This is a genomic window from Pseudomonas sp. Teo4 (genome assembly GCF_034387475.1).
Lineage (GTDB): Bacteria > Pseudomonadota > Gammaproteobacteria > Pseudomonadales > Pseudomonadaceae > Aquipseudomonas.
This window is the reverse complement of record NZ_JAXCIL010000001.1, coordinates 2,211,079-2,227,572: the sequence shown is the minus strand read 5'-3', so window position 1 is coordinate 2,227,572 and position 16,494 is coordinate 2,211,079. Positions and strand designations below refer to the sequence as shown.

General features: G+C 63.8%; 13 protein-coding genes and 1 pseudogene. 5 read left to right on the top strand and 9 right to left on the bottom strand.

Going from position 1 to position 16,494, the window contains the following annotated elements; all coding sequences use genetic code 11:
* Positions 1-78: 78 nt before the first annotated feature.
* Positions 79-2,283 carry a TonB-dependent siderophore receptor gene (locus PspTeo4_RS10120; protein WP_322363584.1) on the bottom strand — a complete coding sequence of 735 codons (2,205 nt, stop codon included), beginning with the start codon at positions 2,281-2,283 and terminating at the stop codon, positions 79-81.
* Between the two features lie 129 nt (positions 2,284-2,412).
* Positions 2,413-2,766 (bottom strand): cupin domain-containing protein, encoded by a 354-nt coding sequence (locus PspTeo4_RS10115; RefSeq protein ID WP_322363583.1) that lies wholly within the window; start codon positions 2,764-2,766, stop codon positions 2,413-2,415.
* 117 nt (positions 2,767-2,883) lie between these two features.
* On the opposite strand from PspTeo4_RS10115, the gene PspTeo4_RS10110 reads away from it, so the two are divergent.
* Together PspTeo4_RS10110 and PspTeo4_RS10105 are read left to right on the top strand one after the other, a co-directional pair.
* Positions 2,884-3,783: a LysR family transcriptional regulator gene (locus PspTeo4_RS10110; RefSeq protein ID WP_322363582.1), complete on the top strand. Its 900-nt coding sequence runs from the start codon at positions 2,884-2,886 to the stop codon at positions 3,781-3,783.
* Between the two features lie 113 nt (positions 3,784-3,896).
* Positions 3,897-5,096, top strand: a complete 1,200-nt coding sequence (locus PspTeo4_RS10105) for an MFS transporter (RefSeq protein WP_322363580.1) — start codon at positions 3,897-3,899, stop codon at positions 5,094-5,096.
* Positions 5,097-5,138: 42 nt separating this feature from the next.
* Here the strand turns inward: PspTeo4_RS10105 and PspTeo4_RS10100 are convergent, their stop codons facing one another.
* Positions 5,139-5,750, bottom strand: a complete 612-nt coding sequence (locus tag PspTeo4_RS10100; RefSeq protein ID WP_322363579.1) for a LysE family translocator — start codon at positions 5,748-5,750, stop codon at positions 5,139-5,141.
* Positions 5,751-5,851: 101 nt separating this feature from the next.
* Here PspTeo4_RS10100 and PspTeo4_RS10095 point away from each other — a divergent pair, with 101 nt between their 5' ends.
* The gene (locus tag PspTeo4_RS10095) at positions 5,852-6,820 is read left to right on the top strand and encodes a GlxA family transcriptional regulator (protein WP_322363578.1); all 969 of its coding nucleotides are present in this window, start codon (positions 5,852-5,854) and stop codon (positions 6,818-6,820) included.
* Positions 6,821-6,845: 25 nt separating this feature from the next.
* Here the strand turns inward: PspTeo4_RS10095 and PspTeo4_RS10090 are convergent, their stop codons facing one another.
* Positions 6,846-7,697: a CAP domain-containing protein gene (locus PspTeo4_RS10090; RefSeq protein WP_322363577.1), complete on the bottom strand. Its 852-nt coding sequence runs from the start codon at positions 7,695-7,697 to the stop codon at positions 6,846-6,848.
* A gap of 260 nt (positions 7,698-7,957) precedes the next feature.
* Between PspTeo4_RS10090 and PspTeo4_RS10085 the strand changes: the two genes are divergently transcribed.
* The gene (locus PspTeo4_RS10085) at positions 7,958-10,123 is read left to right on the top strand and encodes a TonB-dependent siderophore receptor (RefSeq protein ID WP_322363576.1); all 2,166 of its coding nucleotides are present in this window, start codon (positions 7,958-7,960) and stop codon (positions 10,121-10,123) included.
* Positions 10,124-10,129: 6 nt separating this feature from the next.
* Here the strand turns inward: PspTeo4_RS10085 and PspTeo4_RS10080 are convergent, their stop codons facing one another.
* From PspTeo4_RS10080 to PspTeo4_RS29860, 5 genes and pseudogenes are all read right to left on the bottom strand, one after another.
* Positions 10,130-10,741 carry a cell wall hydrolase gene (locus PspTeo4_RS10080; protein WP_322363575.1) on the bottom strand — a complete coding sequence of 204 codons (612 nt, stop codon included), beginning with the start codon at positions 10,739-10,741 and terminating at the stop codon, positions 10,130-10,132.
* 48 nt (positions 10,742-10,789) lie between these two features.
* A complete protein-coding gene (locus tag PspTeo4_RS10075; RefSeq protein WP_322363574.1) occupies positions 10,790-11,707 on the bottom strand; it encodes an AEC family transporter in 918 nt (305 codons plus the stop codon).
* 114 nt (positions 11,708-11,821) lie between these two features.
* Entirely contained in the window at positions 11,822-12,685 is an 864-nt protein-coding gene (locus tag PspTeo4_RS10070) for a LysR family transcriptional regulator (protein ID WP_322363573.1), read from the bottom strand.
* Between the two features lie 133 nt (positions 12,686-12,818).
* A complete protein-coding gene (locus tag PspTeo4_RS29865) occupies positions 12,819-13,574 on the bottom strand; it encodes a methyl-accepting chemotaxis protein (RefSeq protein WP_416196948.1) in 756 nt (251 codons plus the stop codon).
* Between the two features lie 102 nt (positions 13,575-13,676).
* Positions 13,677-14,642 (bottom strand): annotated as a pseudogene (locus PspTeo4_RS29860) (HAMP domain-containing protein); the annotation flags it as partial.
* A gap of 531 nt (positions 14,643-15,173) precedes the next feature.
* Between PspTeo4_RS29860 and PspTeo4_RS10060 the strand changes: the two are divergent.
* Complete coding sequence (locus tag PspTeo4_RS10060) at positions 15,174-16,493, top strand: Na+/H+ antiporter family protein (protein ID WP_322363571.1); 1,320 nt, start codon at positions 15,174-15,176, stop codon at positions 16,491-16,493.
* Position 16,494: the final 1 nt, after the last annotated feature.

The following is a 16,494-nucleotide window of genomic DNA, read 5'->3' as shown; positions in this document are numbered from 1 at the left end:
CGTTTGTGTTTGCTTTTGAAGTGGCGCGATAGACTTTGGTAGTAGTGCCGCCTTGAAGCAGGGCGGCACTTGGGCTGATCAGAAGCGGTAATTGGCGGTGAGCAGCGCTCCGCGTGCGTCGCCATACTCGATGGCGGAGGAGCGTGCAGCGTTTCCGCGTTGTTGGCGTACCCGCTCGACATAGGTCTTGTCGAACAGGTTATTGATGTTCAGTTGCAGGTCCAGCTGCGGGTTGACCTGGTAGCCCAGCATCGCGTTGTGCACCCAGTACCCATCGAGCTTGGCCGTGCCGCTTGAGGTCACGTTGCGTTTGCTGACATGGCGGGCGCCGTAACCGAGGGTCCAGTCATCCGAGAGGTTGTAGGTCGTCCACAGGCTCAGTGAACGTGGTGGTGTGTTCCCCAGCGCCTGGCCTTTGCGGGCGAAACTGGTTCCCCCAGGGGCGGCTTCAAGCGTCTCGCTGTCGAGGAAGGTGTAGTTGGCGAACACGCTCCACCGGCTGCTCAAGTGGCCCGTCAAACCGAGTTCGAAGCCCTGCACACGTTGTTTGCCGGACAGCTGGGTGGAACCATCGGCCAAGGCTTCCCGGGCATTGGACTTGATGATGTGAAACAGCGCGGTGTCCAGTTCCAACTGCTGATCGAGCCATATCCATTTGCTGCCCAGCTCCCAGGTCTGGCTCTGCTCCGGCTCTAGGCCCTGCGTTGCGGCGGTCAAGCCCCGACCATTGGACACCAGCGCTTCGGCCGAAGGGTTGAAGGAGGTGCCCCAGGACAGGTACACGCGGCCATTCTCGCTCGGTTTGTAGACCAGCCCGGCCCGGCCGCTCAGGGCGTCGTCGCGGGATGTGAAGGCGGTGCGCTCCTGCCCGGGCTTGTAGCCACGCGCCTTGCCGACGTAGTGGTCGTAGCGCAGGCCCAGGTGCAGGTCCCAGTGCTCAGCCAGGGCGATGGTATCGAACAGGTAGAGCGCCTGATCGGTCAGCTCGGATTCGTTGTAACCCAAGGGGGTCTTGTGGGCCGGACCGCTCCAGGTACCAGGCGGGTTGGCCAGGGCATAGCCGCCCGCTGGATAGAGCGCATTGCCCAGTCCATGGTTGTAGGTTTTCAGGTCCAGCGTCTCGCGGGACAGCTCGACGCCCGCGTTCCAGTCATGCCCCAACCCCAGCCAGTCGCCATGCCCCAGCAGGCTGGTCTGACTGATCCAAAGTTCGGTGGTGGCGTCGCGGCCATAGCCTTGCGGCCCGGCTGGCAGGTAATGGCCGACTGGCAAACCTTCGGTGTTGACATGCGAAGCAGATACCACGGTGTCGCGCCTGACCTGGCTGTAGCGAGCGAGTTGCTGCAGGCGCAGGTTGTCGTTGATGTCGTGGTCAACCTTGAAGGTCAGCACGCTTTGTTCGACCTGCTCCTTGTCCAGGTTCTTCCAGCCGAAGTAACTGTGCCGGCCGACACCGGCCAGGCGCTTGCCTTCCCGCGCTGGCACGCCGTAGTCGGGCAGGTTGTCGTCGACCTGGTGCAATGCGCTGAGCGTCAGGCGAGTGCTATCGCTCAGACCCAGTAACAGGGAGGGCGCCACGCCCCAGCGTTGCCGCTCGATACCGGGGCGGCCAGGCACGTCATTTTGGTGGGCCATGAGGTTGATGCGTAACGCGCTACCCTGGCCAACGCCATCCACAGGCTGGTTGCTGTCCAGCGTCAAACGCTGGTACTGGGCGCTGCCCAGGCTGGCACTCAGCTGGTTGAAGCGGTGATGTTCGGGCACCTTGCTGATGATGTTGACGCTGCCCCCCGTCGTGCCGGCCCCGCCGAACACCGAGTTGGGGCCTTTGATGACTTCGACCCGTTCGACATTGAAGGTATCCGAGCGGGTGAATTGAGCGCTGTCGCGAAGCCCGTCGACCTGAAGGTTGTTGTCCGCCGAGAAGCCACGAATGTTGAGACTGTCGCCCGAGCCGCCGCCACCTTCGCCAGCATTGAAGGTGATGCCGGAGACGTTCGCTAGCACTTGGCGCAGGCCCAGGGCTTGCTGCCGGGCAATCAGAGGGGCTGGGATGACGGTTATGGTCTGCGGCGTGTCGAGCAGCGGCGCGACGTACTTCACCGATGCTGAGTATTCGGAGCGAAGGCCATCGTCACGTGTGGCTGTGACTTCGATGGGTTCCAGCTCCAGCGGCGCAGGGGCTTCGCCAAGCGCATCCGTACTGAGTGACACTGCACTCAGGCCCAGCGCAGAGGCGGTAAGGGTTTGGCGTAGTCGGTTTTCGGTGGTGAGGTAATGCATGGCAAAGGTATCCGGCAAAGGCGTGTAAACGTGTCTGTGCGACACTTTTCACAGGCGAACGAGTGCTCTGCGCCGCTGCCGGAGGGCAGCAGGCAGGCGTTCAGTTATTGGATGAGGGGGAAGGTCAGGTCAGCCGTTTGGCCAGGGGGTGGAGGCGCTGTAGAACACCGCGAGCCAGATGGTGGGTTCGTGCTGGTCGGTCCATTCCACGCGATGACGGCAGTGGGGGGGAATATCGAGACAGTCCCCGGGTTTCAGCAGGCGGGTATGGCCTTCATCTTCAATACATAGCCCGGCGGCGCCGCTGAGCAGCAAAATCCATTCGCCTTCGGCCTGGTCGTACCAGAAACCGGGCGGGCTGGCCTGGCCGTTGGAGACGATGCGCTCGATGCGCAAGCCAGGGCGTTTCAGCAACTCGTCGACCAGTTCGACATCGGTCGGGCAACGGGCGGGAAGCTCGTTCAATACATTCGCAAGGGGCATTGGTAATCTCGCTCTACGGGAGGTGTTGCCACTATGAACCGGATGAGTCATCAGTGCGCTTCTTGACCTACCACAGCGATTGTAGGAGCGTTCCGAGATTTCAATGACGGGAAACAAATGGACAAGCTAGCGGCAATGAAAATGTTCGTGGCCACCGTCGATGCACAGGGGTTTTCTGCCGCCGCACGCGGGCTGGGCGTAGCTCCATCTTCGGTCACGCGGCTGGTCGATGCATTGGAAACCGAACTCGGTGCCACGTTGCTCAACCGTTCCACGCGCCAGGTCAGCCTGACCGAGGCGGGGGCACGTTACTACGAGCGCGCGCGGGGCATTCTCGATGCACTGGATGAGGCAGACGCCAGTGTCGCCGACCGTGGCGAGGAGCCGGTAGGGGTGCTGCGCCTGTGCCTGCCGGTGGAATTCGGACGGCGGGTGATCGCGCCGCACCTGGGCCGGTTCATGGCGCTGCATCCAGCGTTGGAGCTGGACATCGACATGAGCGACCGCCTCGATGACCTGCTCGATGGCCGCTATGACCTGTCGATCCGCTTGGGTGACCCGGCGCCAGATGATGAACTGGTCTGCCGCCAGTTGGGCACCTTCGACCGCTGGCTGGTGGCCAGCCCCGGGTATTTGGCGGGACGCGCGGCCTTGGTTCACCCCCAGCAACTGCTTGAGCATGCCTGCCTGCGTTTTCGCTACGGGCAGAAAGGGCGCCCCTGGCGCTTGCGCCGAGCAGAGGAGGCGCTGGAGCTGGACGTGAGCGGGCCGTTGCGCAGCGCCAATGCCGATATGCTGCGCGAAACCGCCCTTGCGGGCAGTGGCATTGCCTTGCTGGCCGATTGGTTGGTACGTGAGGACGTGGCGGCAGGGCGCCTGCAGAGGGTGCTCGGTGACTGGCAGGCGAGCCCAGGCGCGGCCAGTGACAGCATAAATGCCTTGTACCTGCCTAACCACCGTGGCTCGCGCCGGGTGCAGGCGTTCATCAGCTTCTGCGAAAGCCTGGTGCGGCCCTGAGCCGGCACTTTTGCGCATGACGCAAAGCCCCGTTGCGCCAGGCCCGGATTCTCTGGAGCGACACCCGTAGGTAACGTACCCGGCATCTTCCGCCCATTGTCGAGGACTTACCCATGAACCCCTCCCTTGCCGCAGATAGGGCGCCGGCCACAGGCCTTAGCCGCGCGCTGGTCACCCTGCTGGCGTTCTGTTGCGGCGCGATCGTCGCCAACATCTATTACGCCCAGCCCATCGTCGGGCTGATCGCCCCAGACCTGGGGCTGTCCGCCGATCGCGCCAGCCTGATCGTTTCTCTGACTCAGTTTGGCTATGCCTTGGGCCTGCTGTTGCTGGTGCCGTTGGCCGACCTGGTGGAAAACCGCCGGTTGATGATCGTTACTGCCGTGCTGGCCTGCGTCAGCCTGCTGCTGGCCGGCACCAGCGGCAGTGGCCAGGGCCAGCTGTTTCTGTTCTATGCCTTGTTGATCGGCTTCAGTTCGGTGGCGGTGCAGATGCTTATCCCGCTGGCCGCGCACCTGGCCCCAGAGCACCAACGGGGGCGTGTGGTCGGCAATATCATGGGGGGCTTGCTGCTGGGGATTCTGCTGGCGCGGCCGCTGTCCAGCCTGGTGGCTGATCACTTTGGCTGGCGCGCCGTGTTCATCGGCGCTGCGGGGGTGATGCTGGCGATCATCCTGCTGCTGGCGCTGACCCTGCCGCGTCGGGTGCCTGAGCACAGTGCCAGTTATGCTGGATTGATGGCGTCGCTGATCGAACTGCTGCGCCGCTACCCGGTGCTGCGCCAGCGGTCGCTGTACCAGGCGTTGATGTTCGCTGCGTTCAGCCTTTACTGGACTGCCGTCCCCCTTGCGCTGGCCCATGACCACGGGCTGTCGCAAAGCCAGATCGCCGTGTTCGCCCTGGTGGGGGCGGTGGGCGCAATCGCTGCGCCCATGGCCGGGCGACTGGCCGATGCCGGGCATGCACGCCGTGGCTCGTTGCTGGCCCTGGTGCTGGCCCCGCTGGCCCTGCTGCTTGGCCTGACCACGCCCGGCTTCAGTGTGATCGGCCTGGGGCTGACCGGGGTGCTGTTGGACTTTGCAGTTCAGATGAACATGGTCATCGGCCAGCGTGAGGTCTATGCGCTGGACCCGGCCAGCCGTGGGCGGCTCAATGCGCTGTACATGACCAGCATTTTCCTCGGCGGTGCCTTGGGTTCGGCCATGGCCAGCGGGTTGTTCGCGCAGTTTGGCTGGCACGGCATTGCACTGGCCGGTGCCGCCTTACCCGGTGTGGCGTTGCTGGTGTTCCTGGCTGGCGCACGCCGGGTCTGACAGGACTGCGGCGCTCACCAGACCAAGCTCACCAGACCAGGCTCACCGGCCCAAGGGCAGCGCCGCGCCAATTACCGCAAACAGGCTGCCGCAGCAGCGATTGAACCCTTTGCCGCCTTTGGCCAGCCACGGCCGGATACGATACGCCAGACGTGCCAGCAGGTACTCGACCACGAACTCCACGCTGGCGAAGGTGGCGGCCATCACCACGAACTGCATGAACAGCCCGCGCTGTGGGTCGATGAACTGCGGCAGGAAGGCGCCATAGAACAGCAGCACCTTGGGGTTGGCCATGGCCGACAGCAGGCCCTGGCGGAACAAGCCGGCATTGCTCAGCCGAGCAGCCCGCGCGTTCAGCTCCAGGTGCAGGGCCGGGCTGCGCCACAGCTGGATCCCCAGCCAGATCAGGTAGGCGCCGCCTACCCACTTGAGCACGGTCAATACCGAGGCCGAGGCCTGCAGCAAGGCGCTGAGGCCGAACATGGCCAAGGCGATCAGGGCGCTGAAGCCGAAAACCCCACCGACGATGGTGAACAGTGTCCGGCGAGCCCCGTACACGGCGCCGTGGGTCAGGGCCAGCAGGCTATTGGGGCCAGGGGTCAGCGAGAGGCCAATGCTGGCCAGCAGGTAGATCAGCCAGGTGTCGAGTGCCATGGAAAGTGTCCTGTCGGTTTGCAGGCCCCCAGTCTAGGGCACAGCGCTGAATTCACAGGGTATTATCTGGTCATCTGATGGTGCTTTCTGGACATGCTTCGATGCCCCCTGATCTTCGCCTGCTGATCCTGCCGTTGCCGGATTTCGCCTTGCTGCCCTTTGGTGGCTTTCTCGACAAGCTGCGCTTCAGCGCCGACGACGAGGATTACAGCCGTCAGCGCTACTGCAGCTGGACGCTGCTGGGCCTGACCGACGCCCCGGTACCTTCGAGTAGCGGCGCGGTGGTCAATGTGCAGGCCACCCCGGAGCAGATCGAGCTGCGCGGCTACGACTACCTGGTGGTGTTTGGTGGACGTAGCGCTGGGACTACCGCTCAGCTGGCGCCGCGTTACCAGCATTTGCTCAGGCAGGCCGTCAAGGCTGGCGTAAAGCTGGTAGCGGTGGACAACGCCGCCTTTCTGCTGGCGGCCTGTGGCTTGCTGGACGGGCACAAGGTGGTGGTGCACTGGCGCCACGAAGCGGAGTTCAGAGCCAGCTTCCCGCACCTGCAGTTGCTGCCCGAGCAGTTGTACTGCATTGATGGTGGGCGCATCACCTGTGCTGGCGGCACGGCGGTCATCGACCTGGCTGTTGAACTGCTATCGGCGGCATGTGGGCGAACCCGCGCACTCAAAGGCCTGGCCGACATGCTGGTGGATGAGACCCGCGACAGCCGGCACGCGCTGCGCTCTCTGGAGGCCGGGGCGGGGCAGGGGCGTCAGGTAACCCGCGCGTTGGCACTGATGCGCCACCACCTGGGGGCGAAGTTGTCGGTCGAGCAACTGGCCTCCGACCTTGGCATCAGCCGGCGCCAGTTGGATCGCCAGTTCCAGGCCAGCCACGGCATGAGCGCCAAGGGCTGGTGGCTGGAGATGCGCTTGCAGCAGGCACGCTGGCGCCTGCTCAATTCCAGCCACAGCCTGGCTCAGATAGCAGACGAGGTCGGGCTGGCGGATGCGAGTTACCTGGGCAAGTGCGTGCGGCGGCGGTTTGGCTGCACGGCGCAGGCGTTGCGCCGTGCAGGCCAATGATGCTGCGTGGTGAACGGGGCAGGGGCTATTGCGGGGTGCCGAACAGCGCGGTCCAGTAGATGCCCGCATCGCTTTTCGGGTCCACGGCATAGGCTGCGCCCAGTTCGCGGAAGTCCGGGTTCATCAAAGTGGCGCAATGCCCTGGGCTGTCCAGCCAACCGTCGACCACTTTGCGCGCCGTGTCGCGTCCGGCGGCAATGTTCTCGCCAATCTGCTGGTACAGGTAGCCGGCAAGCTCGGCGCGGTCGCCCGGTGTGCGGCCGTCCTTGTCGACGTGGTCGAAGAAATTCTGGTTGGCCATGGCCCGGGTGTGGCTGGCGGCCACCCCGGCCAACATCGTATTCCAGCCTAGTGCGGGGGCGGCGGCATAAGGTTGGCCACCGCACTGGCGCGGCACTTTGCGTGCGGCATTGATCGCCTGCAGCACATTTTGCCCTTCGGCCTGCCAGTCGCCGAGCCCTTTGCTGAGCAGCGGGCGGGCAAGGACGATACGCCAGTCGCGGCCTTCCTGGCTGACACCGATGTCGACGAACTGAGGGTCCAGCACCACCTGGCAAAAGCTTTCTTCGATGGCATTCATCGCGGCACGGGCATCGCGCGGGCCGGACAGGCTGATGGCCTGGACATTCACCATGGGGTAGGCCGCGCGCGACATGGCCTGCTGCAGGTCGCGGGTGCCTTCTGGCGACAGCGCCAGGCGTGTATCGCTGTTGAGCGGCGGCAGCTCCAGCGACGCTTCGCCGCCGCAGCGTTGTGCCTGGCTGCGGTAGGCATTGATCGACTCGATCAGTTGCGCCTCTTCGCCAGTGACGGCCAGTGCCCCGGTCGAGACGACCAGGCCCAGCGACAAGGCGGCAACGGATGACAGGACGCGCATGTGGATCTCCCTATGGCTGGCAGCGTCTTGGTAAGCGCTGCTCATCCTACACAAGCCCGAAGCTTTTGGCCCGGAATCGTGCAGCGTGACGGTTTGCCGGCAAAGGGTTGTAGACGGCAAAAGAGCAAGTAGACCACTGGTCGCCGGAAAAGTGCGATCACTTGGTAATAATTCCTAACTTCGACTAGAAACAATACTCAACTGCTATCCACTTCTCATCCGCCAGGGAGGCCCCCCCTTGATCGATCCGGGAGCTGCCCATGGCACGACTCATTGCGTATCAGTCGACCTTTCTTGCCCTTTGCTGTTCAGTTGCGGTCCCGGCCCCGGCGGCCGAAGGTGCCATCGAGCTCGATGCCACCGCCATCAATGCCGAGGCCGCCAGGCCCAAGGGCGAGCCCCCGGAGGCCTTCGCCGGTGGCCAGGTCGCCCGGGGTGGGCAGATGGGTATTCTGGGCAACCAGGACATGATGGATGTGCCCTTCACCATGACCAGCTACACCTCGCAGCTGATCCAGGACCAGCAGGCCGAGGACATCGGCGATGTGCTGCTCAACGACCCGTCGGTGCGCCAGTCGTTCGGTTTTGGCAACCAGTCGCAGATCTTCGTCATTCGTGGCTTGCCACTCAACGGTGACGATGTGGCCTTCAATGGCCTGTACGGGGTGCTGCCCCGGCAGATGATTTCCACCGATGCGCTGGAGCGGGTCGAGGTGCTCAAAGGCCCCAATGCTTTTCTCAATGGTGCCAGCCCCACCGGTACTGGCCTGGGGGGCAACGTCAACCTGCAACCCAAGCGTGCCGGCGACACACCCACCCGGCGCTACACCCAGGACATCAGCACCGACGGGCGCCTTGGCGAACACCTGGACATCGGCCAGCGCTTTGGCCAGGACAATCGCTTCGGTGTGCGCCTGAACCTCTCGCAGCGTGAGGGCGAAACGGCCGTCGATGACCAGGATCAGCGCAGTAAACTGTTCATCGTCGGCCTCGACTACCGAGGCGACAACTTCCGCGTGTCCAGCGACATCGGTTACCAGAAGCAGCGGGTCAACCACATGCGCAACTCGGTGCGCCTGGACCCGGGCCTTAGCGACATTCCAAGGGCGCCGGATGCCGACCACAACTATGGCCAGGACTGGGCCTGGACCGAAACCGAGGACACCTTCGGCATGCTGCGCGGTGACTACGACTTCAACGACAACTGGAGTGCCTACCTGGCAGGGGGTGTGAAGCACACCCACGAAAACGGCTTCTACGGCACGCCGATTCTCACCGATGCCGCCAGCGGCGATGCCACCATCGGCGGTTCCAAGATTCCCCACAACGAAGACAACACCAGCTTCATGGGCGGTATCAATGGCCGTTTCCAGACCGGGCCGGTAAGCCACCAGCTGAACCTTGGCGCAGCGACCATCTGGACCCAGCAGGAAAACGCGTTCGTGTTCTACAACTCGCAGGACACCAACATCTATCACACCGACCCGCTACCCAAACCCACCACGCCGACCTTCGTCGGCGGCAAGCTGGACGACCCCGGCGTCACCGGCAAGACACGCAACCGCAGCATCGCCGTGTCCGACACGCTGGGGCTGTTCGACGATACCTTGCTGCTTACCGCCGGTGTGCGCCGCCAGCAGTTGCGGGTCGAGGGTTACGACTACGACGGTGAGGGGCCGGATACCGGGCGCAACGCCTTCTACGACGAGTCGGTCACCACACCGGTGTACGGCATCGTCTACAAGGTCAACCCGTCGATTTCGCTGTACGCCAACCGTATCGAGGGCCTGGCCCAGGGGGCCACGGCTTCCGGCCAGGTCATCAATGTGGGTGAGGTGTTCCCACCGGCCAAGACCAAGCAGGTCGAGGCCGGGGTCAAGCTGGACTACCAGAGCTTCGGTGCGAACCTGGCAGTGTTCCGTATCGAGCGGCCCACCGATGGTTTCGTCCAGGGCAACGTGTTCGTCCAGGACGGTGAGCAGGTCAACAAAGGTATCGAGCTGAGCGTGTTCGGCGAACCGCTGCCAGGGTTGCGCCTGATGGCCGGCGGCACGCGCATGGACACCGAGCTGAAAAAGACCCTGAACGGCGCCGATGACGGCAACCACGCGGTCGGCGTGCCGACCTTCCAGCTCAACGCCAGTGTCGACTGGGATGTGCCGGGCCTCGATGGCCTGGCGCTCAACGCCCGCATGCTGCGCACTGGCGGGCAGTACGCCAATCCGGCCAACACCCTGAGCCTGCCCACCTGGAACCGCTTTGATGTCGGGGCGCGTTACCGCTTCAAGGTGCAGAGCAAAGAGGTGACCTTGCGCATGAATGTCGAAAACCTCACCGACAAGAATTACTGGGCCTCGGCCAATGGGGGTTACCTGACCCAGGGTGACCCACGCCTGGTGAAGTTCTCCGGTTCCATCGACTTCTGAGGGCAGTCAGCGCGCCAACGCCTGGTTTGGCTTGTAGAACAGAAAATGCTGGGTCTCGGCCGTCTTGCGGTAGGTCTTGGCCCAGTCAGGGTTGACGTTGCGGTCATGGAAATACAGTGCGCCGCCGGTGGGGTCCTTGAGTTGCTGGTTCAGGGCCTTGCGGGCGATTTCCTTGGCGATGCCGTAGCGCTCTTCCTCTTCGACCTGGTCTGGACGGCCGTCGCACCACCAGGAAAACTGGCAGGCCTTGGTTTCCACACCTTGCTTGACGACTGCGCAGATGGTGTCCGGGAAACCATCGTGCCCCAGGCGGTTGAGCACCACGCTGGCCACGGCGGTCATGTCCTCGGCCGTGGCCCCCTTGGCCTCCCAGTAAATGGTGCGGGCAAGGCAGGTGATGCTGTCGTCCATCGGTGACTGGCCTGCCGGGTCGACTGCCTTGACCTCGCTTGGGGTCAGGGTTTCGGCTTTCTTCGGAGGCGGGGCGTCTTCGACGACCTTTTCCTCCAGCACTTCTGCCTTGTCCTCGGCCACCGCGGCCTTGGCGCTTTCGGCGGCGTGAAGAGGGCCTGCAAGCAGGGCCGTGGTCAAACCGATCACCATCCACGAAAGGCGCATGGTCGAATGTCCGCAGTGTGGGCTGATTCACAGTCTAGCCAATCGCCATCAACTCAAGGTGAGCGTGAGCATCAACGGCAGGGTCACGGCACCGGCCACGGTTTGCAGGGCGATGATGGTGGCCATCAGCGGTGCGTTGCCGCCCATTTGCCGGGCCATCACGTAGGACGACGAAGCGGTGGGCAGTGCCTGGAACAACACCGCCACCACCGCCGCCTGGCCGCCCAACCCCAGCAACCGGCACAGCCCCCAGGTGGTGAGCGGCATGACCAGGAATTTGAACGCCGATGCGGCGACCAGCGGGCGCACTTGCTGGCCCAGACGTGCGCCGCCCAAGGCTGCGCCCACGCACAGCAAACCCAGGGGCAGGGCGGCTTGGCCCAAGGCTTTGATGGTCGGCTCGATGCCTGCGGGCAGGCCCAGGCCACTGACGCGCAGCAACAGCCCGCCGGCGCAGCCGACGATCAGCGGGTTGGCGAAGATCGCCCGCAGCACCTTGGCCGGCGAGCTGTGGCGGGCGCTGAAACGGGCGAACACCAGCACGCACAGCAGGTTCACCAGAGGCACGATCGCCGCGTTGGCCACTGCCGCCAAGGCAATGCCCGCGCTGCCGTAAATGCCGGCCGCCAGTGTCGCCCCTATGTAATTGTTGAAGCGCACACCGCCCTGAAACACCGAGGTAAAGTCGGCCCCGTCATGGTTCGCCGCGCCCTGGTAAAGCACCAGCAGCAGTGCGCCCAGCACGGTGGACAGCATCAGCACGCCGACCATGCCCATTACCGGTACGCCGTCGAGGTTGGCGGTGGCCAGGCCGTGGAGGAACAGCGATGGCAACAGCACGTAGTAACTGAGGCGTTCCGCGCCGGGCCAGAACGTTTCCGCCAGAAAGCCGCGTACGCGCAGGAAGGTGCCCAGGGCAATCAGCAGGATGATCGGGACCAGGGTAGTGAGCAGCAGATGGAGCATGGTCGGTGTTCCGTTGTCGGGTACCGGCACAGACTAGCGTGGCTGAACGTTCTGGAAAAACGTTGTTTTCTGTACTGACCATTGAGAAAAAATGCAGGGTCGGCTGGCTGGGATTCAAGCCTCCAGGGCCGTCTTCAGCACGGCACTCAAATGCCTGCGCTGGCTTTTCTCATGTTCAAGCAGCACCACTCGCCGCTTCAGCTGCGGTTCGCCAAAGGGCAGGCAAGTTGCGGGTGGCAAACGTTGCAGGTCATCGTCGGCCATGGGCACGATGGCAACGCCCAAGCCCATCACTGCCATGCGTGCCAGGGCCTCCTGGCTGTCCAGCTCCATTTGCTCGCTCACCTGCAAGTGCTGGCGACGCAGCTCCTGTTCGATCTGCCGGCCGGCCCAGGCACGTTTGTCGAAACGCAGGAACGGCTGGCTGGCCAGTAGCTGCGGCAGGCTCTGCCCGGCCAGGTCGGGGCTGGCGATGGCCCAGAATCGGTCTTCGAACAATGGGGTGTAGTCCAGGTTTTGCGGGTAGGGGCTGACCGGCTCGGTGGTGATCGCCGCGTCCAGCTCGCCATCCTCCACACGCCTTGCCAGTTCCGCCGACATGCCCGAGGCCACGCTGATATGCAGCTGTGGGTGGTGAGCCTTGATCCACACCAGCGCCTTGGGCAAACGCCTGGCCAGCACTGTATGGATTGCGCCCAGGCGTAAACGGCCACGCAGGCTCGGGCCGCTGGCCAGGGTATCGGCCAGCTCGTCATAGGCAGCGAGTATCGCCTCGGCGCGGGCGACGGCCAGTTGTCCGGCTTCGGTCAGGGCCACCTGGCGGCGACTGCGGTCGAACAGCGCTACCTGCAGTTCGTCCTCCAGTGTCTTGATGTGCAGGCTCACTGCAGATGGGGTGAGGCTGAGCAGATCGGCGGCGCGGGCAAAGGTGCCGTGACGGGCGATGGTCACCAAGGTGCGCAGGGCTTTAAGAGACACGCGGGAAGGCTCCAGGTGGCCGGAAGAGGAGCATTCTCTGCGCCAGTGGCGCTGCCGGGCAAGCCCGAAGCCACGACCTTCTTGAAATGCGCATCCACCCTGCAACCTTGGGGTGGATGCGCTTGCTACAGGATCAGACCCGGAACTGATCCATCAGTGCTTGCTGCTGGTTGGCCAGGCTGTTCAGCGACTGGCTGACCCGCGCCGACTCATTGGCCTGTCCCGACAGCGACTCGGTCACATCGCGAATGGTCGCCACGTTGCTGTTGATCTCTTCGGCCACCGCGCTCTGCTCCTCGGCCGCCGAGGCGATCTGCAGGTTCATGTCGGTAATCACCGTCACGGCCTGGCCAATACGCTGCAATGCAGTCACGGCCTGGCCGACCTGCTCGACACCACCCTGGGCCTGGCGGTGGCTGTTGTCCATGGCGCCGACCACTTCGCGGGTGCCGGCTTGCAGGGCTTCGATCACCTGACGGGTTTCCTCCACCGACTCCTGGGTGCGTTGCGCCAGGTTGCGCACCTCGTCGGCGACCACGGCAAAGCCACGGCCGGCTTCACCGGCACGAGCGGCCTCGATGGCGGCGTTGAGGGCGAGCAGGTTGGTCTGTTCGGCGATCGAGCGGATCACCTCCAGCACCGAGCCGATCTTCTCGCTGTTCTGCGCCAGGCCTTCGACTTCGGCCATGGCGGTGCTCATGTCGGCGGCCAAGGTATCGATGCTCTGGGTGGTGCGGTCAATCACTGCCAGGCCCTCGCGGGTAGCCTGGTCGGCTTCGCGTGCGGCCTGTGCTGCCTGGGCCGCGCTACGGGCGACATCCTGGGCGGTGGCGCTCATCTCGTGGGAAGCGGTGGCAACCTGGTCGACCTGACGGTACTGCTGCTCCATGCCGGCGCTGGTCTGGCTGGCGATGGCCGAGGACTGGTCGGCGGTGCCGCGCGCAGCCTGGACCGAGCGTTTCACCTCGGCGATGGTGGGCTGCAATTTGTCGAGGAAGCGGTTGAACCAGCCGGCAAGGTCACCGAGTTCGTCGCGCTTGTCATAGGTCAGTCGGCGGGTAAGGTCGCCTTCACCGCTGGCGATGTCCTTGAGCATGGCCGCCACACCCAGAATCGGGCGGGTGACGCCACGGGCCATCAGCCAAACCATCAGCAAGCCGGCAATCGCCGCTGCCAGGCCCAGGCCGAGTTCAAGCAGGGTGCCGCTGGTGTTGAGGGCGTCGAGTTCCTGCTTGAGGGCTTCGGCCGGGCCGGTCAGGGCGTTCTCCGGCACATCCAGCAGTACGCCCCAGGGCTGGGCGCCCGGAATGGGCTGGAACGCAGTCAGCACTTTGAGTCGTTGCTGGTCGTGCAGGATGCTGAGCTTACCGTCGGCCAGCTTGCGCACCAGTTCGGCGCCCTTGTTCGGGTCGACCTGATCGAAGCGGTGGGCCAGCTTGCTGGCGTCGGCGCTGTAGCCAGCCAGCAAGCCTGCCGGGCTGAGAATGCCCACAGTGGTGCGGCCTTCGTACAGGCTGCGGCTGGCATCTTCGCTCAAGGCCTGCAGGCTGTTGAGGTTGATGTCGACGGACAGCGTCGCGATCACTTTGCCTTGCACCGACAGCGGGAAGACGATGCTGGTCATCAGCACCCGCTGGCCATCGATGTCATAGAAGTAAGGCTCGACCACGCAGACCTTGCCGGTGCTGCGCGGGCACTCGAACCAGGTGTTGGCCGGTTGCCCGCTTGGCCCGATCTGGGTATCGGTCAGGTCGCGTTCGGGCAAGGACATGGAGGTCAGCTGGCCTGCACGCGGTTGCGACCAGTACAGGGAAAAGCGGCCGGTCTCGTTGCTGCCCAGCTCTGCCTTGTCGGCGAACAGGCTGTCCTTGTTATCCAGGGCGTTGGGCTCGAAGACCAGCGACAGGCCGAGCAGGTCAGGGTTGGCCTGCAGGGCGGCACGCACCTGGCGGGTCATGTCTTCGCGCAGGTCGAAAGCATCGAGGAAGCGCTTTTCAGCCTGTTCGCGCAGGAACAGCACCTGGCGCGAGAAACCTGCGCCGTATTGATAGGCATCCATGAACTGGCGGCGGATGTTCAGCGCCTGGACTTCGCCTTGCGACTCGATGCGTGCCTGGGCCGCCTGGGTAAGCATCTGCGTACTGCTTTGCTTGACCAGGTCGGAGCTGTGGTCCATGCGGTACAGCGAAAGTCCGACAAGCAAGGTGACAATACCCGCCAGGCAGAGACCGGCGAGCAGGGTGATTTTCCATTGGATGGAAAGTTGTCGCAAAGGCATGGGGAGAAATCCCTTGTAATAGGTCTGGGCTGGAGACTGTGTCGGCGCTGAAAATCCTTTCTTTATTCAAACGATCAATTTAATTTTCACTTCCCTCCTGAAAAACCAGAATTACCGCGAAATAGGCAGACACATGGCAGTTTTGACATCTGTCGCGCCGTGGTTCAGAGTGCGCGCTTTTTTTCTGTCGCAAGTGAGGTAAGCCAAATCATGAATGCAGTGATTGCCGCGGTCGGCATCATGCTGATACTCAGCCTGTCTCGCGTGCACGTAGTCATCGCCCTGATCATCGGGGCCTTGGCCGGGGGGCTGTTCGGCGGCCTGGGTATCGAGGGTACGCTCAAGGCGTTCAATGGCGGCCTTGGGGGCGGGGCCACGGTGGCGCTGTCTTATGCGTTGCTCGGGGCGTTCGCCGTGGCCATCGCCAAGTCTGGGCTGGCCCATGCGCTGGCGGACCGGGCGCTGGCGATGATCGACCGCCAGGGCCATGCCGAGGGCGGCAAGATGAAGTGGCTGCTGGTGGGCCTGATGCTGGTGGTGGCGGTGTCGTCGCAGAACATCCTGCCCATCCACATCGCTTTCATTCCGTTGCTGGTGCCGCCGCTGCTGTACGTGCTGACCCGGCTGCGCATCGACCGGCGCCTGATCGCCTGCGTCATCACCTTCGGCCTGATCACCCCCTACATGTTCCTGCCGGTGGGCTTCGGCAACATCTTTCTCAATGAGATCCTGCTGGCCAACGTGGCCCGTGCCGGGGTCGATGTCACGGGTATCAACGTCACCCACGCCATGGCCATCCCGGCCGCCGGCATGCTGGCCGGCCTGCTGATTGCGGTGTTCTTCAGTTACCGCAAGCGGCGTGACTATGACCTGGCGCGCATCGAGCAGGTCGAGCAGGTCAGTGTGCAGTACAACCCGTTGACACTGCTGGTGGCGGGCGTGGCCATCGCCTCTGCGTTCATTGTTCAGCTGTGGCTGGACTCGATGATCATCGGCGCGATGGTCGGTTTCCTGATTTTTTCGCTGTCGGGCATCGTGCGCTGGAAAGACACCGACGATCTGTTCACCGAAGGCATGAAGATGATGGCCATGATCGGCTTCATCATGATTGCCGCCTCGGGCTTCGCTGAAGTGATGAAGGCCACCGGTGAGGTCAAGAGCCTGGTCGAGACCTCGGCGCAATGGATTGACCACAGCAAAGGCATCGGTGCCTTGCTGATGCTGTTGGTGGGTTTGCTGGTGACCATGGGCATCGGTTCGTCGTTCTCGACGGTGCCGATTCTGGCCGCGATCTTCGTGCCGCTGTGCGTGCAACTGGGCTTCGACCCGGTTGCCACCGTGTGCATCGTCGGCACTGCCGGTGCGCTGGGGGATGCAGGTTCGCCAGCCTCGGACTCGACCTTGGGGCCGACTTCGGGCCTGAACGTCGACGGCCAGCATCACCATATCTGGGACACCGTGGTGCCGACCTTCATCCATTACAACCTGCCGCTGCTGGCCTTCGGCTGGCTGGCGGCAATGGTGTTGTAAA